General features: G+C 59.3%; 18 protein-coding genes. 8 read left to right on the plus strand and 10 right to left on the minus strand.

Annotated features, from left to right (window positions below):
- Positions 1–5: 5 nt before the first annotated feature.
- A complete protein-coding gene (locus CKROP_RS03165) occupies positions 6–593 on the minus strand; it encodes a DUF1003 domain-containing protein (RefSeq protein ID WP_012731297.1) in 588 nt (195 codons plus the stop codon).
- Positions 594–614: 21 nt separating this feature from the next.
- Entirely contained in the window at positions 615–2,075 is a 1,461-nt protein-coding gene (locus CKROP_RS03170) for a magnesium transporter MgtE N-terminal domain-containing protein (RefSeq protein ID WP_081429387.1), read from the minus strand.
- A gap of 55 nt (positions 2,076–2,130) precedes the next feature.
- On the opposite strand from CKROP_RS03170, the gene CKROP_RS03175 reads away from it, so the two are divergent.
- Complete coding sequence (locus CKROP_RS03175; RefSeq protein ID WP_012731299.1) at positions 2,131–2,652, plus strand: general stress protein; 522 nt, start codon at positions 2,131–2,133, stop codon at positions 2,650–2,652.
- 7 nt (positions 2,653–2,659) lie between these two features.
- Here the strand turns inward: CKROP_RS03175 and corA are convergent, their stop codons facing one another.
- Positions 2,660–3,832, minus strand: a complete 1,173-nt coding sequence (gene corA / locus CKROP_RS03180) for a magnesium/cobalt transporter CorA (RefSeq protein ID WP_012731300.1) — start codon at positions 3,830–3,832, stop codon at positions 2,660–2,662.
- A 133-nt stretch (positions 3,833–3,965) separates the two neighbouring features.
- On the opposite strand from corA, the gene CKROP_RS03185 reads away from it, so the two are divergent.
- Together CKROP_RS03185 and CKROP_RS03190 are read left to right on the plus strand one after the other, a co-directional pair.
- Entirely contained in the window at positions 3,966–4,295 is a 330-nt protein-coding gene (locus CKROP_RS03185; RefSeq protein ID WP_012731301.1) for a hypothetical protein, read from the plus strand.
- Between the two features lie 19 nt (positions 4,296–4,314).
- Positions 4,315–5,094 (plus strand): type 1 glutamine amidotransferase family protein, encoded by a 780-nt coding sequence (locus CKROP_RS03190; protein ID WP_148209629.1) that lies wholly within the window; start codon positions 4,315–4,317, stop codon positions 5,092–5,094.
- A gap of 131 nt (positions 5,095–5,225) precedes the next feature.
- Here the strand turns inward: CKROP_RS03190 and CKROP_RS03195 are convergent, their stop codons facing one another.
- The 3 genes from CKROP_RS03195 to CKROP_RS03205 all read right to left on the minus strand — a co-directional run bounded on the left by CKROP_RS03195 (position 5,226) and on the right by CKROP_RS03205 (position 14,227).
- Positions 5,226–9,080 (minus strand): multifunctional oxoglutarate decarboxylase/oxoglutarate dehydrogenase thiamine pyrophosphate-binding subunit/dihydrolipoyllysine-residue succinyltransferase subunit, encoded by a 3,855-nt coding sequence (locus CKROP_RS03195; protein WP_420838947.1) that lies wholly within the window; start codon positions 9,078–9,080, stop codon positions 5,226–5,228.
- 180 nt (positions 9,081–9,260) lie between these two features.
- On the minus strand, positions 9,261–13,316 hold the full coding sequence (locus tag CKROP_RS03200) for an ABC transporter ATP-binding protein (RefSeq protein WP_012731304.1): 4,056 nt from the start codon (positions 13,314–13,316) through the stop codon (positions 9,261–9,263).
- A gap of 20 nt (positions 13,317–13,336) precedes the next feature.
- Positions 13,337–14,227 (minus strand): hypothetical protein, encoded by an 891-nt coding sequence (locus CKROP_RS03205; RefSeq protein WP_012731305.1) that lies wholly within the window; start codon positions 14,225–14,227, stop codon positions 13,337–13,339.
- A gap of 203 nt (positions 14,228–14,430) precedes the next feature.
- Here CKROP_RS03205 and CKROP_RS03210 point away from each other — a divergent pair, with 203 nt between their 5' ends.
- Both CKROP_RS03210 and CKROP_RS10615 read left to right on the plus strand, forming a co-directional pair.
- Positions 14,431–15,813: a glycine--tRNA ligase gene (locus CKROP_RS03210; protein ID WP_012731306.1), complete on the plus strand. Its 1,383-nt coding sequence runs from the start codon at positions 14,431–14,433 to the stop codon at positions 15,811–15,813.
- On the plus strand, positions 15,814–16,506 hold the full coding sequence (locus tag CKROP_RS10615; protein ID WP_012731307.1) for a hypothetical protein: 693 nt from the start codon (positions 15,814–15,816) through the stop codon (positions 16,504–16,506).
- 118 nt (positions 16,507–16,624) lie between these two features.
- Here CKROP_RS10615 and CKROP_RS03220 read toward each other — a convergent pair whose 3' ends face one another.
- Entirely contained in the window at positions 16,625–18,895 is a 2,271-nt protein-coding gene (locus CKROP_RS03220; RefSeq protein WP_012731308.1) for a TPM domain-containing protein, read from the minus strand.
- A gap of 131 nt (positions 18,896–19,026) precedes the next feature.
- Here CKROP_RS03220 and CKROP_RS03225 point away from each other — a divergent pair, with 131 nt between their 5' ends.
- Complete coding sequence (locus CKROP_RS03225; protein WP_237698438.1) at positions 19,027–19,644, plus strand: YdcF family protein; 618 nt, start codon at positions 19,027–19,029, stop codon at positions 19,642–19,644.
- Positions 19,645–19,704: 60 nt separating this feature from the next.
- Entirely contained in the window at positions 19,705–21,015 is a 1,311-nt protein-coding gene (locus CKROP_RS03230) for a deoxyguanosinetriphosphate triphosphohydrolase (RefSeq protein WP_041629202.1), read from the plus strand.
- A 21-nt stretch (positions 21,016–21,036) separates the two neighbouring features.
- Here the strand turns inward: CKROP_RS03230 and CKROP_RS03235 are convergent, their stop codons facing one another.
- Positions 21,037–21,366: a guanyl-specific ribonuclease gene (locus CKROP_RS03235; protein ID WP_052292344.1), complete on the minus strand. Its 330-nt coding sequence runs from the start codon at positions 21,364–21,366 to the stop codon at positions 21,037–21,039.
- A 298-nt stretch (positions 21,367–21,664) separates the two neighbouring features.
- Here CKROP_RS03235 and dnaG point away from each other — a divergent pair, with 298 nt between their 5' ends.
- On the plus strand, positions 21,665–23,602 hold the full coding sequence (gene dnaG / locus CKROP_RS03245; RefSeq protein WP_012731312.1) for a DNA primase: 1,938 nt from the start codon (positions 21,665–21,667) through the stop codon (positions 23,600–23,602).
- Between the two features lie 111 nt (positions 23,603–23,713).
- On the opposite strand, the gene CKROP_RS03250 is transcribed toward dnaG, so the two are convergent.
- Together CKROP_RS03250 and CKROP_RS03255 are read right to left on the minus strand one after the other, a co-directional pair.
- Positions 23,714–23,971, minus strand: a complete 258-nt coding sequence (locus tag CKROP_RS03250; protein ID WP_193339735.1) for a hypothetical protein — start codon at positions 23,969–23,971, stop codon at positions 23,714–23,716.
- Between the two features lie 39 nt (positions 23,972–24,010).
- A complete protein-coding gene (locus tag CKROP_RS03255; RefSeq protein WP_148209630.1) occupies positions 24,011–24,883 on the minus strand; it encodes an aldo/keto reductase in 873 nt (290 codons plus the stop codon).
- Positions 24,884–25,086: the final 203 nt, after the last annotated feature.

A 25,086-nucleotide genomic window follows, 5' to 3' on the forward strand; every position in this document is an offset into this window, starting at 1 on the left:
CCATCCTACGACGACTCATTGTGTTGGCCGCTAGGGCTGTCCAATCCCGCGCGACGCTCATCATCGCCCATGTATTCCAGGTCCACCGGCGCATCCGCGGCAGCGTCATCCAGACGGCCCTCAATGCGCTGAAGGACTGTGGTGAGGTCCTCGAGCTCGTGCCGCAGGTAGTCGCGGGTCACGGTTTCTCCCAGGGCGATACGAACCCCGGCGAGCTCGCGTGCCAAGAATTCCGTATCCGCCTTTGTTTGGGCCGCACGGCGGCGGTCTTCGTTCAGCGTGACGCGGTCGCGGTCATCCTGGCGGTTCTGTGCCAACAAAATCAGGGGAGCTGCATAGGCCGCCTGCGTGGAAAAGGCGAGGTTGAGCAGGATGAATGGGTACGGGTCCCAGTTCCACCACATTCCGCCGATATTCAGGAGGATCCAGGCCGTCACGATGATGGTCTGCCAGCCTAAATACTTACCGGTTCCGAGGAAACGAGCAACCTTTTCCGCAGCAACGCCGACCGCATCACCATCCATCGACAGTAACGAGCGGCGCTTAGCGCGGACCGGAGTGTCCAGGTCAGTTCGAGCAAACGAATCAGCCATATAATAAGCCCCTCTCGTGGGTTAGTTTGAGTGAGAATTCCCTGCCGACGGACCCTGCGGAGTGGATCCCTGTTGGCGGTCGCGTCGTCGCTCACCAGCTTTCTTCACGATGACCGACCCCGCCTTCTGGGCACGAGAACTGCGGCCGGGGGCACCGTGCGCTCCAGCAGCGCGCCCCAACGTGCCAGCCTGGTGGCCCGATGATCCCGCCTCAGGGCGGATTTCCTGCTCACGCCACCCCTCGGGGAGGAGGTGATCCAGCAAATCGTCCACTGCGACGGCACCGAGCAGGTGATTGTCCTCATCAAGGACCGGACCACACACTAGGTTATAGGTTGCGAAGTAACGAGCAGCCGTCTCGTGGGTGTCGTCGGCAAAAAGTGGGGGAAGATCCGGATCCAGAATGCTGGAGACCAAGGTTGATGGTGCTTCACGCAGCAACTTCTGGATGTGAACCGTGCCCAAATACTTACCCGTCGGCGTTGCCTTCGGCGGGCGCACCACGTACACCATCGAGCTCAACGACGTCGACAAATCAGGGTTACGAGCATGAGCAAGAGCCTCTGCCACCGTGGCCTGCGGAGTCAAAATGATCGGCTCCGATGTCATCAAGCCACCCACGGTCTCCGGGGAGAAACTCATCAGACGGCGGACCGGCTCTGATTCCTCCGGATCCATCAACTCAAGGAGGACGTCGGCCTTATCATCAGGCATCTCGCCCAGGAGGTCCGCGGCGTCATCGGGATCCATTTCTTCCAACACGTCGGCGGCACGCTCGATGTCGAACGTTTCCAGGACGCCCATTTGTTCGTCCTCAGGGAGCTCCTGGAGGATATCGGCCAGACGGGCATCTTCCAGCTCAGAGGCCACATTATTTCGTATGGTGCTGGGAAGGTCATGCAGGATTTGAGCAATGTCGGCGGGGCGCATGTCGTCGAATTCCGCGAGGATTTCCGCCGTTGCATCAGCAGGACCCGCACCGGAGACGGATAAACCATGAACATGGTTCCACTCCACCACCGACAGGGGTGGCCGACGGCCGAACCGGTTGCGCTCCTTAGACACAGCCACGCGGCTGATGATCCAATCACGGGTACGTGACTTTTCAATCTCCACGTCCGCGATATCCACCGGTCGACCATGCAAATCCTCATGCTCAGGATCGTCAATGTGGATCTTGGAGCCCACTAACTCGGACATGACGCGCAATTCACCGGCGCGAGATTGGTACGGCCGAAGGTTGACAGAACCTGAAACAAGGGTGATTTCCCGCGGATCGATCGACGCGACGCGAAGCATAGGAACGAAGATCTGTCTGTTTTGCGCAGCAACTTGAACAACTAGGCCAATCGTGCGGGAAGCCATGCCACGGGGCCGGATGGTGACGACGATATCGCGGACGCGACCAATCGATTCACCATCGGGGCCAAGGACAACCATTCCCGCTAGGCGACCAGCAAAAACTCGATTCACGGCACTCACGTCCGACAGTGTACTGGGTGTTTACGTCATAGCCGTATTTCAGTAGGCTAAGGGCATGACTACACCCTCTGCCTCAGGTTTCGGTGCCACCTTGGGCGCACAAGGTTCCCAAGGGCTTCCTCAACGCCCCGAAGGATGGCCCATCGGTAGCTTCGAGGATTACGAATCTGCACAACACGCGGTGGATTCTCTCTCTGATGAGGAAGATTTCCCGGTGGACGACATCACCATCGTCGGTGTGAACTTGATGCAGGTTGAACGTGTCACATCACGCTTGTCATGGGGCAAGGTGCTCTCTGGCGGTGCGATTTCAGGCGCGTGGATGGGTGTTTTCTTCGGTCTCCTCGTCGGATTATTTACTAACGAGTTCCTCGGCCCTCTCGCATTGGGCGCTGCGATGGGTGCTCTTTTCGGCCTGATTTCCGTCGCTATTCCGTATGGTGCGATGAAGGGACGCCGTGATTTTGCGTCGACGACGCAGATCGTTGCGGGCCGATACGACGTTCTGAGTAAACCCCGGTCAGCACAACGTGGCCGCGAGATTTTGTCGCGCAAAAACTGGTCAAGCAGGAAGTAAGTAGCCCTCACAGCCACTTGTTTCGTCGGAAAATGAGCCACAACCCGACACACGCGGACAACATGACAATGAGCACAATGAAGTACCCGGCGGCCCAATGCGTCTCTGGCATATTGTCAAAGTTCATGCCGTAAATACCGGCGATCAGCGTCGGCACCGCCGCCATCGCAGCCCACGCCGATATCTTTCTCATATCCGTATTCTGCTGCAGCGACACCTTGGCGACGGCGGAATCGAGCAGCGTCGACAGGCGTTCGTCGTAACTAATAATCCGATCAGCCGCAATGGTGTGGTGATCCAGGATGTCCCCATACAACGACCGAACACTCTTACCCGCGGTCCCTTTGGTCACCGTCAACGTTTTGAGCACCGCCGTCATAGGGTCGAGAGCGTGCCGCATCTCAAGGTTCTCCCGCTTGAGCATATAAATCGGCTCAATATGCACCGGCGAATCCGGGATAAACACCTGGTCTTCCATGGTGTCCACCTTTTCTTCGAGTTCCTCGGCGATGTGGAGATAATCGTCGACAAGCCAGTCCAAATGGGCATATGCCACCGACGCCGGCCCCACCGACGTCAGCTGAGGCGAACGCTCAAGCCGTTGCCGAACATTGTCGGGAATGGGCACGTCGCCGTGTCGGATAGTGAGGACGAAATCCTTGCCTCGGATGATGTGTAGCTCATTGGTCTCAATGAACTCATTCGTACTATCGACGGGGGACGGGTCGTAATGAACCGTGCGCGCGACGATGAAAACATAATCACCCAAGATCTCGAGCTTCGGGCGCTGGCGGGCCTTGACGATGTCCTCCACCGTCAAGGAATGGAGATGGAACAGTCGCGCAATGGGCTCCATGTGCTCCATGGTGGGAGAGACCAGCGACACCCAGACAAACGCCCGCGGGGTGGAGTCCTCCTCGGAGTGTGAGGTGTGGGGATCGGACGAATCGTGCTGGTTTTCCTGGTGAACACGGTCCAGGGCCGACGCGATGGTGAAGGGGCCATCGACTTTGCGTCCCTCAACGAAAACCGCGCACCGCGCCACGGGATGGTGCGAGGGCTCGGGAGAATGGGTGGCGTCGGTGGTGTTGATAATCCAGTCCGACGCGTTCATGACCGCTTCATGTTCCACAGCCCGAACTAGCTCACCGGTGTCGGGGTAGTCATCATTCCGAGGCATAGTTACTTATGCTACCGAGCGCCGGTGAGAAAACCTCACCACCTCGTCGCGTGCGGGTCGTGTTTTGAGGGTCGCGCGGGCCCATGACGAGCCGTAGGTTGGTTTAGCGGCCGGGTTGGCTAAACTCGAGACGATGGTCGGACAGTATGACGTTGCGGAAACGCGGCAGTGGTATCAGAAAACTCGGGTCACCCCTCTCGTGTCGTTGATTCGCGGCATAGCCGCGGGGTTGGCGTCGGGAATGGTGCTGGCTACGGTGGTCTTAATTGTGGTCCAGCTGGTGCCGAGCACTGATTGGACAACCCATGGGGGACAAATGGTCGTTGCCCATGCTGTGAGTGCGGTCGTGTCCGTTCTCATGGTTCACCGCGCGGACCGCTCGCGGAGCCTCGGGGCGGCTCTCTGGTCGGTGGGGGCGCTGGTCATTATTGCAATTGTTCTGTGGTGGATGTGGTGGTCATAGCATGAAAAAAGTCACCAAAATGACAAAGAGCGTTACCGCCAGTGTGGTGGCCGCCTTTGCCCTTAGCGGACTGACATCATGCCATGTCACAGCAGATTTTGGCGACGACGGTCACTCAGGGAGTTCGTCGACCGCGGTGTCCACCGTGCAGAAGCTGCCCTACACCGACACCGATCCCGTGCTGATCTCAGCAGCCGTTGGGAAATACGACGACATCACCGCCGCGCTTTATGACCAGGTGTTCGACACAACCAACGCTGGGCGCCCAACGCCGCGAAAAGCCAAAACGCAGGCGTCGGAAGATAATGTGCAGGACGCGATTGAGTCTTTGCGCGCCGGGAAAAATACGCTTGTCCTGGTGTGCGCGGGTGATTTGCTGAACTATCTGGACAAGAATGCGGCCAGCACAATCCTCGACCAGATGAAGAAGAATGTCCGGCAGGGTAAAGCCCCGGGCAATACGATAGGCAAAGTGTGGGAGAAAATTGCGCAATCCCTGCCTTCTGATATCAGCGTGACGGACGCGTCGAATGCGCAGTGCTCCACGGAAACGGAGACCCGGAACGCGAGTAGCGATACTCCGGAGGACGAGGTCACGCTTCCGCAGAACATCGTGCCGGTGTATCTCAAGCCCACGATGAGTACCGAGGATCGACGCTCTCTCACGTGGGTGTCGGGCAACCTTGGTTCGACCCGCGACCTGGATAAGCTTTACAAGAAAGCGGAATCTGCGCCAGCTGACCGTGTGGCGAAGAACTATTTGCAATCACAAGGGCTGGCGTTTTCCAAAGAAGACTAAGCGCTTCCGCAGCTGGTAGGCGCATCACGCGCAGCCGGTAGGGAAGTGCGCTTCCCGCATCAGAACACACGAAGAGCCCGCCACGTGAGTACGTGACGGGCCACCACTTTCGTCGAGTAGAGGTCTGTGCCTTAGTCCGCGAAAGCTTCTTCGATCAGCTGCTTCTCCTCGATCTGGTGAACCTTCGATACACCGGTCGCCGTCGAGGACTGAGCCCGTCGGGACACACGCCGCATGGGGAGCATGTCGGGCACAAGCTCCGGCAGATGCAGCGCGAGGAATGGCCACGGCCCCTGGTTAGCAGGCTCATCCTGGCAGAACCGAATCTCGGTGGCGTTCGGGTACATGTCGAACGCTTCCTTCAAGCGACGGAACGGTACCGGGTGCAGCATTTCCAGACGGATAATGGCCAGATCATCACGGCCATCCTTCTGACGCCGCTTCTCTAGATCCCAGTACAACTTGCCGGACACCAGCAGGATCTTCTTCACCTTCGACGTATCACCGATGACGTTGCCGTCGGCATCGACGAAGTTCGGGTCATTAATCACCGAGTGGAAGCGCTTGACCTTGGTGAAGTCCTCCACCGAGGAGGTCGCCATCTTGTTGCGCAACATTGACTTCGGTGTCGCCACGATCAGCGGACGGCGAAGATCACCCAAAGCATGACGCCGGAGAAGGTGGAAGTAGTTCGCCGGTGTGGACGGCTGAGCCACAGTCATCGAACCCTCGGCGCACAGTTGCAGGTAGCGCTCGATACGCATGGAGGAGTGGTCTGGGCCCATGCCCTCATAGCCGTGCGGCAGCAGGAGGATCAAGCTCGATTGCTGGCCCCACTTGGCCTCACCCGACGACACATACTCGTCGATAATGGTCTGCGCACCGTTGGCGAAGTCACCGAACTGTGCTTCCCACGCGACGACGGCATGGGGATTGCCGACGGAATAGCCGTATTCAAATCCCATGCCCGCGAACTCAGTCAGGGCGGAGTTGTAAACGAGGAAGCGGCCACCGTTGTCGCCGTCCTGCGCCAGCTTCTGCAGCGGGTTGTACTCATCGGAGTTTTCCGCGTCGATGTAGACCGCGTGGCGCTGGGTGAACGTACCGCGGCGGGTGTCCTCACCGGCCAGGCGAACGAGTTTGCCCTCACGCGCTAACGAACCGAGCGCGAGCAGCTCGCCGAAGCCCCAGTCGATCTTGCCGTTGCGGGACATTTCGCCACGCTTCTTCGCCAGGGGAGCGACGCGCGGGTGGAGGTGGAACCCTTCGGGCGGGTTGGTGAAGACATCGCCGATAGCGGCAACTTCTTCTTCCGTAATCGAAGTGTCCAGCCCACGAGGCAGTTCCTGCGCTGAGGTAATACCCGATTGCTCAGCAGGTTTGCCACCCTTCTCTGCGGCGCGGACGTCGTTAAACACGGTTTCGAGCTGCTCGCGGAAGTCGCGCTTAACGATCTCGACTTCGTCCTCAGAGAGGTCACCACGCCCGACCAGGCTGCGGGTGTAAATGTCACGCACGGTCGGCTTGTTATCGATGATCTGGTACATCTCGGGCTGCGTCATTGACGGATCGTCAGCCTCGTTGTGGCCGCGGCGTCGGTAGCAGATGAGGTCAATGAACACATCTTTACCGAACTGGCGTCGGTATTCGACGGCCAACTTGGCAACCCAGACCACGGCTTCGGGATCATTCCCGTTGACGTGGAACACGGGGCACCCGAATGCCTTGGCCAGGTCCGTCGCGTATTGGCTGGAGCGGCCCGAATCCGGGGTCGTCGTGAACCCGATCTGGTTATTCACCGCGATGTGGACAGTACCGCCGACGGTGTAGCCGCGCAGCTGCGACAGGTTGACGGTTTCCTGCATGATGCCCAGGCCCGTCATCGCGGCGTCGCCGTGGACCAGGATGGGCATCACAGAGAAGCCCTCATTGCCGCGGTCCAGAATGTCCTGCTTGGCTCGGGCAATGCCCTCAGCAACGGGGTTCACGGCCTCCAGGTGAGACGGGTTCGCCGTGAGCGTGACATCCACTTCGCCGTCATTGAACATGGAAATGAAGTGGCCGGTTTCACCCAAGTGGTACTTCACGTCACCGGAACCACCGGGGGAGGCGGGGTCGATATTGCCCTCAAACTCGGTGAAGATCTGTGAGAAGGGCTTGCCGACGACATTCGCCAGGACGTTCAAACGCCCGCGGTGAGCCATACCGATGACAACTTCGTCGAGCCCCTGAGCAGCGGCGGTGTCAATGGCGGCATCCATCAACGGAATGAGTGACTCCGCACCTTCGAGGGAGAATCGTTTCTGCCCGACGTACTTCGTCTGGAGGAAGTTCTCAAAGGCCTCAGCAGCGTTGAGCTTCTGCAGAATGTACTTTTGCTCAGCCCGTGACGGCTTGGGTTGGCCGGCCTCGATGCGCTCTTCCAACCAGAGGCGCTCGTCGCGGTCCAGAATGTGGTTGTATTCGTAGCCGACTTTGAGGGTGTAGGCAGACCGCAAGGTGCTCAGCACTTCGCGAAGTGTCATGACTTCTTGTCCAGCGAATCCACCGACATGGAAGCGTCGGTCAAGATCCCACAAGGTCAGCCCGTGCGTCGCGAAATCGAGATCGCGGTGGTCGGGGATGGGAAGCCCCGGCTGGTGCCACTGCAGCGGGTCGGTATCCGCGATCAAGTGACCGCGCGACCGATACGCTTCGATCAGCTGCATCACGCGCGTATTTTTATCCACTCCAATGTTGGGCAGATCCTGCTCCCACCGGAAGGGGACATACGGGATCTTCAGAGACTTGAAGATGTCATCCCAGAATTCGTCGTTAATCAGGAGGCGGCCCAGCTCACGGAGGAATTCTCCAGACTCCGCACCCTGAATGATTCGGTGGTCATAAGTCGACGTAATAGTAACTAGCTTGCCGACGCCTAATTCCGCGAGGCGGTCTTCTGATGCGCCTTGGAACTCCGCGGGGTAATCCATGGATCCGACGCCGACGATCGTTCCCTGTCCCTTGGTCAACCGGGGAATCGAGTGGCGAGTACCGATGCCACCCGGGTTCGTCAACGAAATGGTGACGCCTTGGAAATCTTTCATAGTCAGCTTGCCATTGCGGGCACGGACAACAATGTCTTGGTAGGCGTCGACAAACTCGGAGAATGAGAGCGTCTCTGCAGCTGGAATGGAGGCAACAACCAAGTTGCGGCTGCCATCCTTATTTGTCATGTCGATGGCCAGGCCCAAGTTGATGTGCTCTGGCGTGACGATGGTGGGTTTGCCGTCGACAACCTCGTAGCGGTTGTTCATCGACGGGTGAGCTAAAACGGCCTTGACCAGCGCGTAGCCAATAATGTGTGTGAAGGAAATCTTCCCACCACGCGTACGCTTGAGCTGCTCATTAATCATGGCGCGGTTTTCGAACATGAGCCGCGCGGGCATATCGCGCACCGACGTTGCCGTCGGAATCTCCAGCGAGATGTCCATATTCTTCGCAATGGCCTTCTGCGGGCCACGGATCTTCTTCGACCCAGCCTCAGGCAAGGACGAAGGAATATCTACGTGGTCACGCTTCTGAGAAGGTGCCTCTTTCTTGGCCCGTAATTCGCGCTGCACTTGTGCGCGCTTATGAACCTTCGGTTCGTCGTGACGGGCGGGCTTCGCCGCGGCAGGTGCCGATGCTTGGTTCGTATTTCGGGCGTGGGCAGAAGGCTCTTCAATGTGTGACTTTGTTCGGTCAGCCGTCTTCTCTGCCACGTTTTGTTGAGAGGGCTTCTTCTCTGCGGCCTGGTGTTCAGCGCGCTTGCCCTTAATAGTTTTTGCTTCGCCAGATGCGGAAGAAGATGTATCAGATTTCTTTGCAGCAGTATTGCTATTGGTAGCTTTGTGAGCTCCGGAGGGTTCGGTGCCAGCCGACGATTCGGGGGCGCCATTTTTCTCAAAGAACTCGCGCCATTCCTTATCCACTGACTCCGGGTCCTTCGTGAACTGCTGGTACATGTCGTCGACCAGCCACTGGTTCTGGCCGAAGGAATTATCGCTGTTCACAGCGGGTGCTCGCCTCATTTCGTCGATTGTGACTCACTTCTCTACAGAGTAACCGCTTATGCCTTTTGTCGCCCAAAACGGGGCCCTTTTGGAGGCCTTTTCCGCACAAGAGGGTGCCCCCGTTGGTGTCACCTAGGTGTCGCTTCCTCCGGAGACAGAGTGTTTCCACAGGTCAGCGTAGATTCCGTGGCGGGCGAGAAGTTCATCGTGATTCCCCGTCTCGACGATCCGCCCCCCATCCATCACGAGGATTCGATCAGCTTGAGCCGCGGTAGCCAAACGGTGAGCCACAATCACGCTCGTTCGATTCGACATCAACCGCGTGCTGGCCGAAAGGATCGTTTTTTCCGTGGCCGGATCAAGTGTCGACGTCGCCTCGTCAAGGAGCATGAGCTGCGGTTTTACCAGTTCTGCGCGCGCGAGCGCGATGAGCTGACGCTGGCCAGAGGATAAGCCGCGCCCATCTTCACCCACCGGCGCAAGGAAGCCTCCGGGGATGGCGGCGATGGCGCGGAGGGCGCCGATACAGCGCGCGGCATGAATGACCTCATTCGGCGTTGCTTCAGGTTTGCCATAGGCGATATTAGACGCGATAGTCCCCGCAAAAAGGTGTGATTCCTGCGGGACGAATCCGAGCGACCCACGCCACGCCGCCAGGGTGACGTCGCGGATATCCGTATCCACCGCCCGCACCGCGCCAGCTGTCGGATCATAAAAACGAGCCAAGAGCTTCACAATCGTTGATTTACCCGCGCCCGTCGCGCCGACGACTGCCACAGTGGAGCCCTCGTCGATAGTCTCTGACACCTCGTGAAGGACGTCCACACCGTTCGAATACGCGAAGGTGACGTCGTCTAAGGACAACGAGCCCTCCGGAACATGCGTCTCGCGCCCAGAGTCGGGGACCGACGTCGATTGCGACAACAAGTCACTAATGCGTCGCAACCCGACCTCGGCCTGCTGATACATGTCGAAAACCTGAGATAGCTGCTGGATGGGCGCGAAGAGGAGGTTCATGTAGATCATGAACGCCACAAGCACACCAGCTGTCACCGTGCCATTGAGCACCATGACTGCACCCACTCCCACGACAGCGGCGGAAGCCAATTCGGAGAGCGCATTAATGCCTGGGAAATAAATGGAGACCACCGTTTGCGCCTGCATGCGGAGCCGTCGATATTCCAGCGCACTATCCGTGAAGCGCTCAACATCGGAGTCCTGCTGGTTGTACACCTGCGAGGTGCGGATGCCATTAACCAGTTCCTGGAAATCCGCATTCACCGTTGAAATTTGGCCGCGAGCCTCGGAATACAAGCGCGACGAAATCCGTCGGAAGATCACCGTGGCCACAATCACAATGGGTAACGACGTCAATGCCACCAGCGCCAGGCGAGGCGCAGTCACCAGCAACATGATGCTGACACCGATCAAGGTCGCCCCCGACACGATGGCCTGGGCCAAACCCTCTTGGAGGAACTTCGACAAGGAGTCGATATCCGTCGTCATGCGGGTCATAATCCGGCCGGACTGAGTCGTCTCGAAGTAATCGAGCCCGAGGCGCTGAACGTGAGCGAAGGACCGTAAACGGAGCCCATAGAGCAGCCGTTCACCCGCCCGCGAGGTCAAAATGGTGTTGATCGTGCTGGCAATCCATGCTGCTACCACGATGATCAGCCCCAACACGGTTGCGGTGACCAGCGCGCCCGTATCTTTATTGCCGACGCCGGCGTCAATGGCGTGACGGACGAGGATGGGGAAGACGACGTCGGCAGTGACCAAGACACATAACGTGGCAATGACCGCGACGAGTAGCCATTTCACCGTGCCAAGTAACCCGCGCAAACTGAACGGTGTGGAGTCGTTGCGGAACGATTCCGCGTCAATCTTGGGTTGTTCGGTAGCTGGGGAGAGTTTCTCGACCATCGCCAGCACCTCAGGAGTGGCGGGCATTCCGGCGGCTGAGCTTCCTTGGCCCAGGCCAGCGCCTAGGCCACTGCCTGCCAGTGCGGCTCCGGACGCAGACAGGTCGTCTCCCGCGGTGGCTGCCGCGCCGGGCTCATCCATGTCCTGATCCGCGGGCCACAGCGTCGCCAAGTCCGGTTCGTTCCCGTCGTCGAAGGGGACGACGGATGCGTCGGCGTCGTGGCGGGGCAAGGCCATGAGCTCGGAAAAGTGGGGGCTTGACTCCTGGAGTTCGTCCAGGGTTCCGTACGCGGTAACAGTGCCGGCCTCGACGAGTGCGATGTGGTCGGCCAGCGCAAGAGTGGAATGGCGGTGCGCGATAAGGAGCAGCGTGACGGACCCTTTCCGCGCCTTCAACGCCGCGATAATGGCTGCTTCGGTCGTGGCGTCGATAGCCGACGTCGCGTCGTCCAAAATCAGCACGCGCGCACCAGAAACCAGGGCCCGCGCTAATGCGATCCGCTGTCGCTGACCACCCGATAGCGTCAGGCCGCGTTCCCCAGCGACGGTGTCATAGCCGTCCTCCAGCTCCATAATGAAGTCATGGGCGCTGGCATCCTTAGCTGCGGAGATGATGTCCTCATCCGTCGCCCGCGGGTTCGCCAGCGCAATGTTCTCTCGCACAGACCGCGAATAGAGGAAGGGCTCATCGAAGACAGCGGAGACCGCGTGCCGCAGATCGCATTTTCGGATATCCGTGATATCAACAGACTCATGGTCGGATCCAGATTGGCCGACGCGGGATTCGTGCGTGCCGACGGCAGCGCCGACGTCACTATCGTCGCCAGTGCCTTTGTGGGTGCCGTCGTGTGCAGGGGAGGGACGCCCCGAGGTTGTTAATCGAATTGTCCCCTCTGAGGCCGGATAAAACCCCTCCGCGAGTTGGACGAGCATGCTTTTACCCGCGCCGGGTGGGCCTACCAGCACCATGGTTTCGCCAGGGGCAATGTCCAGGGAAAAGTGGTTGAGAATACGCTCACCCGCAGGCTTTGACGCGTCCGCCGAGTTCGCCGGCCTACTGTCCAACCGCTCACCATCAATGCTCGTTTGAGTCTCAGCGTCCGTCTGCGGCTGGGAGAAGGACACGTTGTCGAAGGAAATCCCCAGCGGACCGTCGGGAATGCGCGAGGGAGAAGAGGGATCGGAATCCGCTTCCAGGTCGACAACATCGAAGACGCGGGACACGGACGACAAGGCCATCTGCATGGAGATCGCCATATTGGACAACATGCGGCAAATGCCGGTCAGCGTCGTCAAATACGTCGAAAACGCAAGGAAAATACCAATGGTGATGTGCCCGTTCAACGCCAGCCAACCACCGATCGCCACATTGGCCACCAACGCGAGGTTCGGCAGCTCAGCAAGCGTCGGCAAGAATTTCGCCTGTTGATGAGCAGCGCGCATCTGCAGCGCGTAGAGCGTCCGGCCCAGTTTGTCCAGAGTGGTGATCTCGTGCTCCTCTTGTGCGAATCCCTTAACCACCCGCACACCCGTCACGGTTTGCTCAACATGGGTAGCAACATTCGCGGCCTGCTGCTGAGCCGTCCAGGTCGACGCGAAAATCGAGCGCTTACTCCATAAACCGACGATGACCAGGATTGGCGTCACGATCACCGCAGCTAGCGACATCTGCCACGACAGTGTGAACATGACCACAAGAATGATGGCGAACTTGACGACGCTTCCTGCGGCGAGCGGAAACATCGCGAGGAGCCCCTGGACCATGTTGAGGTCGGAGATAGAACGGGAAACAACTTGCCCTGTGCGGATGTCGTCCTGATCCTTACCGCCCAGGCGAACAAGGCTGCCAAGGACACGAATCCTGAGCTCATGCTGCGCCCACTGGCTCATCTGCCCTGCTAGGTAGCGTCGCGAGAATTGGAACGCGTATCTCAAGAGCGCAATGACCACCATGACGACGATCACGCCGGTGAGCGGCGTCCACCCGGTCGAGGAAGTTATCCACGACCACAAGGCGGTCGGGCGCGCTTGCTCCGTCGCTGTGTCGACGGCCCGCGCGGTGACAAGCGGAATCAAGATTTCTGCGATGGTGACGGCCAATGTGGCCGCCATCGCTCCCCATGTGTAGTACGGGTGAATCATGCATACGCGGAAAAGTCCACGTAGATCATGCTTCCGTGGGGCTTCGGCATCAGTCTTCTCACTGGCGGCGGCGCCAGTGGAGGTATCCTTGGTGTTCGTCGTTGTCGTGTTCCTTGTTTCCAATGATTGTTAGCGTTTGTTCGTTAGTCGCTGCTGCTCTTGTCGTTACTCTTGTCATCCCCGCTCTGCGCCATCTTTTCCCATGCGGTTTCTAACGCCGTGGCAGCGTCGGATGTTCCGGCGTCACCTTGCTCCAGGGCACGGGTAGTGTCCGGCCACACGAGCGGCGGGTCGCCCAAAGTTGCGCTGACGTGTTCGATGGCTTTCGAGGCAATTTTCCTGTTGAGGGTGCCGCCCATGATCGCGCCAATACCCAGCGGTAGAGCCTTGGCAACCATGCTGGTGGCGGCCCGTTTACGAATCCTCTTCAGCGCCATCGAGGCCAGCTGGTTATTGACCTGCCCAACAGCCGGCTGGCTCAAAGACCTCAAGCGGAACACACTTCCGCTTCCCAACACTGTCGCGATGGCTTCGTTTGCCGACGACCCATTGATCGCGAGCAAAACAAGTGCGGTACGGTCCTTGTGACGCGAAATGTCGATTCCGCGGAGGTACGCCGAGGACAGGGTGTACCACGTCGTAAGCTCCAGGAATAAGAACGCGTCGCCCGTCGAAACGCCTAGGGATGCGAGTGTGCCAACGCCGGGAACGGCAGCCGACGCTCCAGCACCCACACCTGTCGTCGTCGCGAGACGTCGGAAGTGTTTATTAATGACTTCCTGGATCTGGGTGGGGCTATCGCCTTCATGCTTGGATTCCACCATGTCGACATAACGCGCAATGGGTCTCACCTGTATTTCTGCGGCGCGTTCGACAGCCGAAAGGATCCGCGACGGCTTTTCTTTATTCTCAAGGTTGTCATTCTCGACGTTCTCACCGCCATCGAGCTCGTCGTCGGACTGCTTGTCAGAGTGCTTTTTTGATGAGAAACGGTCTTTTATCGCGCTGGGTACAACGTTAAGTAATGAAGCCATGAAGACAATTCTATTAGGAGCCTGTGACAAGCGGGTTCTTCTGTGTCCGTGTGTGGACGTGTCGTGCCTGTGGGCTAGGCTGGTGGACGCGATTATGTGTGGTGCGTCGACGGTTGATCGTCGGGCGCATGACGCAGAATGTACCGGAAGTGAAGAACGCGTCGTTCGGCGTACCGCGTCGTGTGAAGTACAAGGAGATTTGCGTGGCTGCATCGGTAATTGACACTGTGGTGAACCTGTGTAAACGCAGGGGCTTGGTGTATCCGAGTGGTGAAATCTACGGGGGAACTCGGTCGGCGTGGGATTACGGTCCGCTCGGCGTTGAACTGAAGGAAAACATCAAGAAGCAGTGGTGGCGGACATTCGTTCAGTCCCGCGGTGACATGGTGGGCCTGGATTCGTCCATTATTCTTCCGCGTGAAGTCTGGGTGTCTTCGGGCCACGTGAAGACGTTCACTGATCCGCTGGTGGAGTCCTTGCACACGCACAAGCGGTACCGGGCTGACCACCTCATCGAGGCATACGAGGCCAAACACGGTCACCCGCCGGCTAATGGTCTTGCGGATGTTCCCGATCCAGAGACCGGGCAGCCGGGAGAGTGGACTGAGCCGCAGATGTTCTCCGGCTTGATGAAGACCTACCTTGGTCCCGTCGACAATGAAGAGGGACTGCATTACCTTCGCCCGGAGACGGCCCAGGGCATTTTCGTGAACTTCAAGAATGTTCAGACGACGTCCCGCAAGAAGCCGCCGTTCGGTATTGGTCAGCTGGGCAAGGCGTTCCGCAACGAGATCACGCCGGGGAACTTCATTTTCCGGACCCGTGAGTTTGAGCAGATGGAGATCGAGTATTTCGTTCCGCCTGCTGATGCCCCACAGCACTTTGACCGCTGGGTTGAGGATTGCTGGAACTGGTTTGTTGACCTGGGCATTGATCCCGATCATTTGCGGAAGTTCGATGTTCCAGAGGATGAGCGCGCTCACTACTCCGATCGGACGATTGACTTGGAGTACCAGTTCGGTTTCGCTGGCTCGGGCTGGGGCGAGCTCATGGGTATTGCGAACCGCACCGACTTTGACCTGCAGAGCCACATTAAGGGCTCGGGCGAGGACCTCAGCTTCTTTGCTCAGCCCACCGGCGAGCGCTATGTCCCGTACGTCATCGAGCCGTCGTTTGGTCTGACGCGCTCGTTGATGGCTTTTCTTATCGACGCTTACCACGAGGATGAAGCTCCCAACGCCAAGGGTGGCGTAGACAAGCGCACGGTGTTGCGTCTGGATCGTCGCCTGGCTCCGGTGAAAGTGGCGGTGTTGCCGCTGTCGAAGAAGGACACGTTGACGCCGACGGCGGAGAAAGTGGCGCAGGACCTGCGCGGTTTGTGGAACGTCGACTATGACATTTCGGGTGCGATTGGCCGGCGTTACCGCCGCCAAGATGAGATCGGTACGCCGTTCTGTGTGACCGTCGATTTCGACACGCTGGATGATCACGCGGTGACTGTCCGCGAGCGCGACACGATGGAGCAGGAGCGCGTCAGCATTGACAAGTTGCAGGGTTACCTGGCTGAGCGGTTGGCAGGGTGCTAAATGAAACTATCGTGGGGTCCTCGTAAAGAAGACGGTGGCGTTGCCCACCTTGATCTTTTCCGTGACGACGAATTAATCGCGCGGTTTTCCCAGTCGAGGGAGTTGACATCGGCGCGGGTGAAGCCAGGCGCTGCTGTGGCGGGAGGTGACCAGCCGTCCTCTGAGCCGAGTGCGGATCCGGAGTCGTGGCCCGAGTGGACATTCGTCCCACACACGAAGGGGAGGCTATCCGCGTCGGGGCCTGATGGGCAGAACTTTCACGCTGATCCGCAATCTCAGCGCGAGGGGAAAGAAGGGCAGATCGGGCGTGCAAAGCGTGTGGCCCTGGACATGGGTAGCGCAGAGACGCCTTCTGCCGATCCTGCTTCGGACAGTGCTGAAGTGTCCAAATCCAGCGGCGCGTCGGAGGGCGTGCCCGCAGTTAATATCGTCAACTGCGGCAAATTGGACTTCGTGTTCGAGACGCCCGATGAGACGAAATTAGGGCAGTTCACCGGCGGTAATCGCGGTGTCCGGCACGTGGTTGTTGAACTAGAGCCCGGCCAGGAGTCTGCGATGACCACCGACCAACAAGTGTTCCTGGCGTGGGTTGCCCGGATGCAGTTGGAGTCGCAGTTAGTCACAAGCACCTGGATGTGGACGGTGCTGTTGATTGTGCTCCTGCCGTTTATGTTGTTGGTGTTCTTGCTGTAAGAACATACGGCTGGGGTGGCCGGTTGGCGTTCGGCTGGATCGCGGCTACCAGGAGAGCGGCGGCCACACCGGCGGCCACACCGGCGGCCACGCGACCACAGGCGACCGTCGGAGCGCGTTAGAACGCTCCGTCGAATCCGCTGCCGCCGTCGCTGAAACCGCCGTCGCCAAATCCGCCGAAACCACCAAAGTCGTCGCCGAATCCATCACCGAACCCGCCGCCGTAGTTGCCGTACCCTCCGTAGTGGCCACCGCCGTGGAAGAGGGAGGAGATCAACATTCCGGCGATGAAGGCGCCGCCGTTGCCGCCGCCACCGAAGTAACTCTGATTGCGTCGAGTGAAGTCATCGATATCGTTGCGCGCGGCTTGTTCGGCCCGCCTGCCTAATTCACCAGCGTGGCGTGCCTCCGAGATCGCACGTCGCGTGTCAGTGGTCCGCAGAGACTGCGCCTGGCTTAATTGCCGTTGAGCGTCAGAGAGCAAAGTTCGTGCTTGCGAGCCGACAGCTTGACCACGGGTAGAGATCAAACTATCCGCTGCCTCAATCTGCGCGGCGGCATCATCGCGCGTCCGATCGAAAACCCGAAGCGCCCGGTTACGGTCGCGGTCCGAGTCACGCGCTTGTTCAAGCAATGCATCGAGCTTTTCATCCGCCTCCAACAAGCGCTTGTACATCGCCAGAGGATCAGCACCGGCTCGCGTGAGCTCTCCACCCTTTGCGTTGGTTGATCCACTTTCATCCTGGTCGCCACCCGTAGTAAGGGCAGTCGCTGACGTCCCCGTCGGCGCGTCGATAGCGCGCGCGTCCTCTACCGCATCCCACGCTTCAGTCGCAATGGCATCCATCTTGTCGAAGTCGAACTGCGCACCCTGAGCACTTGCCCGCGCGCGAAGTTTTCCAGCCTCGGTCAGCTCCTCGGTGATCTCGTCAATGAGGGAGTGAATATTGCTCCGAGCCTCGGCAATGCGCTCGTCGGCCTGCTCGATATCGGTGAGAAGATCGTCGGCTTGGCCGGTGGTCATTTCCGCGGTGCGGATATATTCCACGAGTCCGCCCTGCTCACCTGCGGGTTGGTGGGTGAGGGCGCGGCCTTTATCAACGGCCCGCTCGGCGTTATCCAGGTGCTCGGTGGCAATATCAACATTGTCCGCGATGGAAGCCAGGGCATCGGACGCGTACTTCGTGCGCAGCTGGCTCAGCGTCGATGATGCCTGAGGTAGCCGTGCGCGAAGCGACACAATGCGTTGCGTGAGCTCGTCGAGCCGTCGGTCCGAATCGATGAGCAGCCCGCGAAGTCGCGAGAACTCGTCGGATTGTTTATCCAGGCCACGGTCGGCCTGCCCACATGAGCTCACGATATCCACAAGCATGGCCTTGCGCTCTTCTTCAGAACGCACCGTCCCCGAATCAATTTTGCTGCGAAGCTGGAACGCCCTTTCCAGGGTCCGCTTCGAGTGATCCATGGCCCGGATGAAGGGCCGCGCCCGGTCTTCACCGAATTCCGCAATGGCCAGCCGGAGTTCGTCGTCGGCTGTCCGAATCGACGCATCCGTACTCGTGAGCTCTTCCTGCGCGCGTTCCTCCAGCACGGAGTATGGCAATTCGTTGAGCGACGTCGTGTCATCCGGGTTGATGGTCTGGGCATCCTTGACCATCGTTTCCTGTTGCTTCTTCGTGCGTCGCCGGTTCATGTACCACACACCGCCACCGGCAGCGATGATGGCAATAGCCCCACCACCCAGCCAGAACAGTGCCGCCGAATTATCATTCGCATCCTTCGCGGCGTCGATTTTGTCGGTGATAACGGTATTCCAGTCGGGGTTATCCTCCGCGAGTGGTTCCTTGGCAGCCTCGTACGTTTTCTTTGTCACAGCATTGCCGACGTTCCGCCCGCCGTACACCCCCTGCGTGCGCTTAGTGACGTCGAAAGCCACGATAAGCACATTGGACTGCGGGTTCTCCTGGAACCGCTCGTGCGCCCATTCTTTCCCCGACATGCTGCCAAAGCTGTTGGCGATGTCGACAGTCATCGCGATGTCATCGTCGACCTGTAGCTTCTTAATTTTCTCCGTCAGGTCCTTCTTCTGACTGTCGGTGAGGGCCCCAACGCTGTCATTGATGCGTTCGCGGGTGGCCACACTGGAACCGCTAGTGTCGGTACTTGATCCTGTGGAGTCACTTTGAGCGACGACGCCGGTCTGCGCGGTGTGTGCCGCCTGAGCTGAGGCTTCGGGCATGGTTGTGCTGCCCAGGAGCACCCCGCCCGTGAGTGTGAGCGCGGCTGCGGTTGCAGTGAGCCGCACACCGCGTCTGCGGGCGGTGTTCGCCGAATGGGCGACGTGTGTGGTGTGCTCAGTGATGTAGTGGTCGTTCCGGATGACTGCCATGATCTAAAGAATAGAGAAAACTGTGGAGTGTTTGCCTACACGCATGTGTTTGGGTGTAGGTTAGCGGGCTGTACCTGGCGGTCGTGGATGGAGGACGTGTGGGGCGTTGGTTGGGCCGGACTCTCTGGCGTGTGGTGGTTGGTGCCGTGTTGATCACCGCTGTATTGGTCTGCGGTACGGCGTTACGAATTTGGCAGTTTGCCCGCCATGATGACGACACTCCCTCTGATGTGATCGTGGTGATGGGGGCCGCGCAGTACAACGGGACGCCGAGTGAATGGTTTGCCGCGCGCCTAGACAAGGCCGCCACGATGTACCAGGAGGGCACTGCCCCCGTTATCGCAACCTTGGGCGGCAAGCAGGAGGGCGACCAGTACACGGAGGCTGAGGCCGGCAAGATGTACTTGGAGAAGCTGGGCGTGCCGTCGTCGGCAATTGTTCCCATCAGTGACGGTTCGGATACCTTGACCTCTGCGCGGGCCCTTGCGGAGTACTCGCACAATGAGAACCGTCATTGGTCCTCGGCGGTGGTGGTGACCGATCCGTGGCATGCGTTGCGTGCGCGCACGATGGTTCGGGATCAAGGGTTTACGACGCATTCCGTATCGACGCGCCACGGGCCGTCGGTGTGGTCGCGTGATGCGCAGTTTTCGGGGATTCTGCATGAGACCGGCGGTTTGATTTTTTATCAGGCGACGCATCGCTCCAATGTGATGTCGGAGCAGGATGTAGAGGATTTGTTGAAGTAGGCGCGCCTCTAATGATTTGCGGCGTGTAGTGCGACAATAGCGTGTATGAAATTGCGGAAGGTGTACCCGTATTCAGAGCGGGATCATGAGCGCCGTGTGGTGGAGGGGCCGAAGGACGCTCAGTTGGCGGGGGCGACGCCGGAAATGCGGGACGATTTTGATCGAGATCGCGCCCGGGTGCTGCATTCTGCCGCGTTGCGTCGGTTAGCGGATAAGACGCAGGTGGTCACTCCGCAGACGGGGGATACGCCACGGACTCGGTTGACCCATAGCCTCGAGGTCGCCCAGATCAGTCGGGGCATTGCTGCGGGGCTCGGGGTGGATACTGATTTGGCCGAGTTAGCGGGGCTTAGTCATGATATTGGCCATCCGCCCTATGGCCACAACGGGGAGCGGGCTTTGGACGAGCTCGCCCAGGATTGCGGTGGTTTTGAGGGGAATGCTCAGACATTGCGTATCTTGAGCCGTCTTGAGGCGAAGGTGTGCGATGTTCGCGACGGCCACCCGGTGAGTGTGGGGTTGAATTTGACGCGTGCGTCGCTGGATGCGACGTGTAAGTACCCGTGGACGGCATCGAGCCCGCAGGGTGTCGCGAGGAAAAAATATTCGGCCTATGACGAGGATGCTCCGCTGTTGGAGTGGATCCGTCGCGGTGCTCCCGAGGGCAGGAAGTGCCTGGAAGCCCAGATTATGGATGTCAGTGACGACATCGCCTACTCGGTGCACGACGTGGAGGACGCCGTGTTGTCGGGCCGCGTCAGCCTCAACGTGTTGTGGGACCTGGTCGAGATTGCCCAGTTAGCGCAAGAGGGCGCGGGTGTCTTTGGCGGCGATCCCGATGCACTCGTCGACGCTTCCGATCGGTTGCGCCAGCTGCCGGTCATTGCCGAGGCTGCTGATTACGACGGGACGTTGGGCGCGTCGGTGTCCTTGAAGGCGATGACATCGCAGCTGGTGGGTCGCTATATTTCCGCGACGGTTGCTGCGACTCGACGTGCGATGACGAATGGGGACGAGTCGGCGTGGACGGAGGAGATGGCCGCAGGGAGGTTTTCCAACGACCTCGTTGTGCCACCCGATATTGTGGCCGAAATCACGCTGTTGAAGTCGGTGGCGGTGCTCTACGTCATGGATCAGTCGCTGCATCAGAAGAACCAGGAGCGTCAACGTGATCGGCTCTTCCGCGTGAAAGATTATCTGTATGCGGGCGCGCCGACGAGCTTGGATCCCCTCTATCAAGGCTGGTGGAATGAGGCCTCGACGGACGCCGAGCGGTTGCGCGTTGTCATTGACCAGTTGGCCTCGATGACGGAGTCCCGGCTCGAGCGGTTGGATAGGTCCGCTCGAGATTGGTCAGCAGGATGGAGTTAGCGGGGAGCTAGCAGGGTCGAGTTAGTTTTCCTGCATCTCACAGAATGATGAGTAGTGGTCGCTGGTGTAATACCACACGTCGGGGTGCGTGGCGGTCGAACCGCCCGTAATGATCCTGGCCGGCCCGCGGCTGTGATCCGTCTTGTCCTCGTCGACGGTGTATTCGCGGTAGTAGTTGCTCTTCTTGTGAGGGAGTGCGTTCTCGTAATTCCCGAAGTGAGATCCGTCCTTCTGCGGGTAATCAAACGGTCCACCGGACTTGATATCGTCGACGACCACGCGTGCCTGATCAGGCAGCTGGTTCGCGTTGCACGCAGGGATGGAGCCTGATGCCCCCCTTATGCGAGCCACTCGACGAGCTGCCGCCCGATCCTCCCGATGACTCGGTTGATGACCCGCTGCCCTCCGATCCGTTGTGGCTCGGGTTGTTGACGGAATACCATCCCCACAAGCCGATCGCACCCGCCACCACAGCACCAAGGATCGATGTCAACGTGCGAAGGGACAACACGTGACGCCCCCGTCGGGAGTTCTGTGATCCGTTGTGTGTGTTCTTCTGAGGTGCACCCGGCATGGTCGATATTGTGTCATACCCTGGCGAATGTCACGGCACTCCTCGGGTTTGACATGACGACGTAGCATAGTTGCCATGGCCAGAGGACGAATCCCGGAGAGTGACATCGATGCGATCCGTGAGCGCACGCCGATCGAGGAGGTCGTGGGCGAATATGTGCAGCTAAAACCCGCCGGCTCAGATTCGCTCAAGGGGCTATCGCCCTTTAAAGACGAGAAGACCCCGAGTTTCCACGTCCGCCCCAACAAGGGGTACTACCACTGCTTTTCGACGGGGAAGGGCGGCGACGTTTTCAGCTTCCTCATGGAAATGGAACAGGTGTCGTTCCCGGAGGCCGTGGAGCAGTGTGCGGAGCGGATTGGTTACACCATTAACTATCAAGGTGGGGGTCCGGGACGTCGGGAGGAGCCGGGAACTCGCCAGCGACTCGTCGCCATTAATAAAGCCACCCAGGAGTTTTACCGCGAACACCTGGACACCGATGAAGCTGCGCCGGCACGGCAGTTCTTACTCGACCGCGGTTTTTCTCAGGACCACGCGGAGCAGTTTGGGTGTGGCTACGCGCCGGGCGGATGGGACACGCTGACAAAGTTCCTGCTCCGCAAGGGGTTTGACGTCAAAGAACTGGAGGCCGCTGGGGTGACTTCTCAGGGCCGTCGTGGGCCGATTGACCGTTTTCATCGACGCCTGACCTGGCCGATCCGCAACACCGCGAACGATGTCATTGGTTTCGGTGCCCGCAAACTCTTCGACGACGACAAGCTGGGGAAGTACATGAACACCCCGGAGACCTTGTTGTACAAGAAGTCGAAGGTGCTGTTCGGGATTGACCAGGCGAAGAAGAACATTGCCGAGCGGCACCAGGCGGTCATCGTTGAGGGCTACACGGATGTCATGGCCATGCACGCCGCTGGGGTGACGACGGCGGTTGCCGCGTGTGGAACAGCGTTCGGGGCGGACCACTTGCAGATGGTGCGACGCCTCATGCTGGATGACTCCCATTTCCGCGGTGAAATGATTTATACCTTCGACGGCGATGAAGCAGGGCAGAAAGCAGCCATGCGTGCCTTCGAGGGAAACCAGGAGTTCCTGGGCAAAAGCTTCGTCTCTGTCGCACCGAATGGTCAGGACCCGTGCGACTTGCGCTTGTCCGGCGGTGATGCCGCCGTGCGTGATTTGGTGATGTCTCGGATTCCGATGGTGGAGTTCGTTGTACGAACGACGCTTGCCTCGTTCGATCTTCACACGACGGAGGGGCGGTTGCAGGCCATGGAGGCCGTTGCCCCCGCGGTCGCGAGCGTCAAAGACACCACATTGCAGAAGGCGTACGCCAGGAAGCTGTCTGGGTGGCTTGGTTGGGATGATGTGAGCGACGTTGAAGCCGCTGTACGGCGAGCCGCCCGCAAGCCACAATCGTCCGGGCTGAAGCGCGGACGGGTACGCCAGCAGCGGGATACGTGGAGTGTGAAATCCCCAGCCGCGAGTGGTCCGCAGGGTTCCACTCAGCCGCGTTTTACCAGGCCGAACCCTCGCAATGGTGAACTCGCCGGGGAACGTGAGGCGCTCAAGATCGCCCTGCAAGAACCAGCTGCCGCCGCTGAATTGTTCGATGTTCTGCCCGCCGAGAGCTTTCGGCACCCCACCTACCGCGAAGTATCCGAGGGTATTCGTCGCGCCGGGGGGTGCGCTGCGGCCGCGGATGTGGAGTCTGGTGGGAATTCGTGGGTGACGAAGGTTATTGAGAATCTCCCGCAGCCGATGGGGGAGTCGATGGTGACTGAGCTCATGGTGGAGCCGATCCACTATGAGGGTGAAGACATGGAGTGGTTCGTGCGGAGCACGATGGTCCGACTGCAAGCAGTCTGGGTGGGCAACCAGATTGCTGAGCTCAAGTCGACGCTGGAACGCCTGCGGCCGAGCGACGACGAGTACAACAACCTGTTTGGCGACTTGGTGGCGCTCGAGCAATACAGGACGGGTTTGATTAAGCAGGCGACGCAGCGGCCTCTATGAGGCCAGCTGAGTATGGTTGTTTTAGCCCTGCGTACGCTGCCTCACCCTGCGCCCACGGACGGCGCCACCCGTGTGACCCGCGCCACCCGCGTGGCGTCTGTCGTCGTCGCGTTAGTCCTCGTCGGGGACGTAAATGGTGGTGCCGTCGTCTTGGTGCCGGGTTCTGATATTCCGCGCTCGGAGTTCACGCATCCGCGGTTCCGGATCAAGAGCGTTGGCTAATGCCTTCCTCCCCGCGTGGAGAGCCGATTTGGCGACGGGGGAGTTGATCGCTGCCTCATAGCCTCGTCGGATCTGGTCGTAACGCTTCCGACCTGCCTTCGTGCCCATGACGTAGCCCGCTGTGGCACCGGCGATGAACGTAGTCAAACGCATATGTTTTCTTTCGTGTGGTGGCGTCGGTTGGAGTTAGAACTCTTCGTACTCGTCGGGGTCTTGGTCCTTCTCACGGCCGTCGGGCTTGGTGAGGGCATTGATCGCCTCGACCTCGTCGCTCGTCAGCGTGACATGTAAGGAATCGAGGTTTTCCTTTTGACGCTTTTCCGACGCGGACTTCGGAATGGCGAGGCTCCCGATGGCCCGGTGCCATGCAAGAACAACCTGGCCGACGGATGCGTCGTGGTTCTTCGCGATGGAAACGATGGTGTCTTCCTCAAAGACGGCACCTCGGGCAAGAGGGCTCCACGCCTCGGTGATGATCCCGTGCTCGTTGTCATAGGCGCGAGTCTCAGCCTGGTTGAAGTATGGGTGCAGCTCGACCTGGTTAATGACGGGAAGCTCGCCCGTCTCCCGCCCGAGGGTGTCCAAGTGCTCCGGCGTGAAGTTGCATACACCGATGTTGCGGATAAGCCCACGATCCCGGGCTTCCATTAATGCTTTCCACGCCTCAACGTATTTGCCCTGTTTTGGGTTCGGCCAGTGGATAAGGTACAGGTCGATGTAGTCCAGTCCGGTGCGGTACAGGGATTCCTCGATGGCGCTCAGTGCTTGGTCATGTTCCTGGTATCGGCCGGGAAGTTTACTTGTCACGGTGACGTCGTCGCGCGAGACAATTCCTTTATCGATGGCTGCGCGAATTCCCGCCCCGACGGTGCCTTCGTTTTCGTAGTTGTAGGCGGAGTCGATGAGGCGGTAGCCCATAGTGAGCGCGGTCTCCACGGACTTTGCACCGCTTTGTCCCCACAGTCGGTACGTGCCAAAGCCCAGCGCAGGGGCGGTGTATCGGTCGGTGGACAGGGTGGGAATTGATTGTTGGTTAGTTGTCTTGGAGGAATCAGTCATAGGGCTAGTGTAACCACGCTCGCCGACGACCGGCCACGAGAAGGAGTGGGATTCGGCGTCAGCGTCGGTGACATAGACGGCGCCACAACCGGCCCGATGTTCGTTTAACACGTTGTCCGGTTGTTCGTGGCAGACAAGGAACAGCTAGTGTTGATAGCGAACTTAAATGCGTTTCTGCTCTACGTTTTTCATATCGCCGCGAG

This window comes from Corynebacterium kroppenstedtii DSM 44385 (assembly GCF_000023145.1).
Taxonomy (GTDB): domain Bacteria; phylum Actinomycetota; class Actinomycetes; order Mycobacteriales; family Mycobacteriaceae; genus Corynebacterium; species Corynebacterium kroppenstedtii.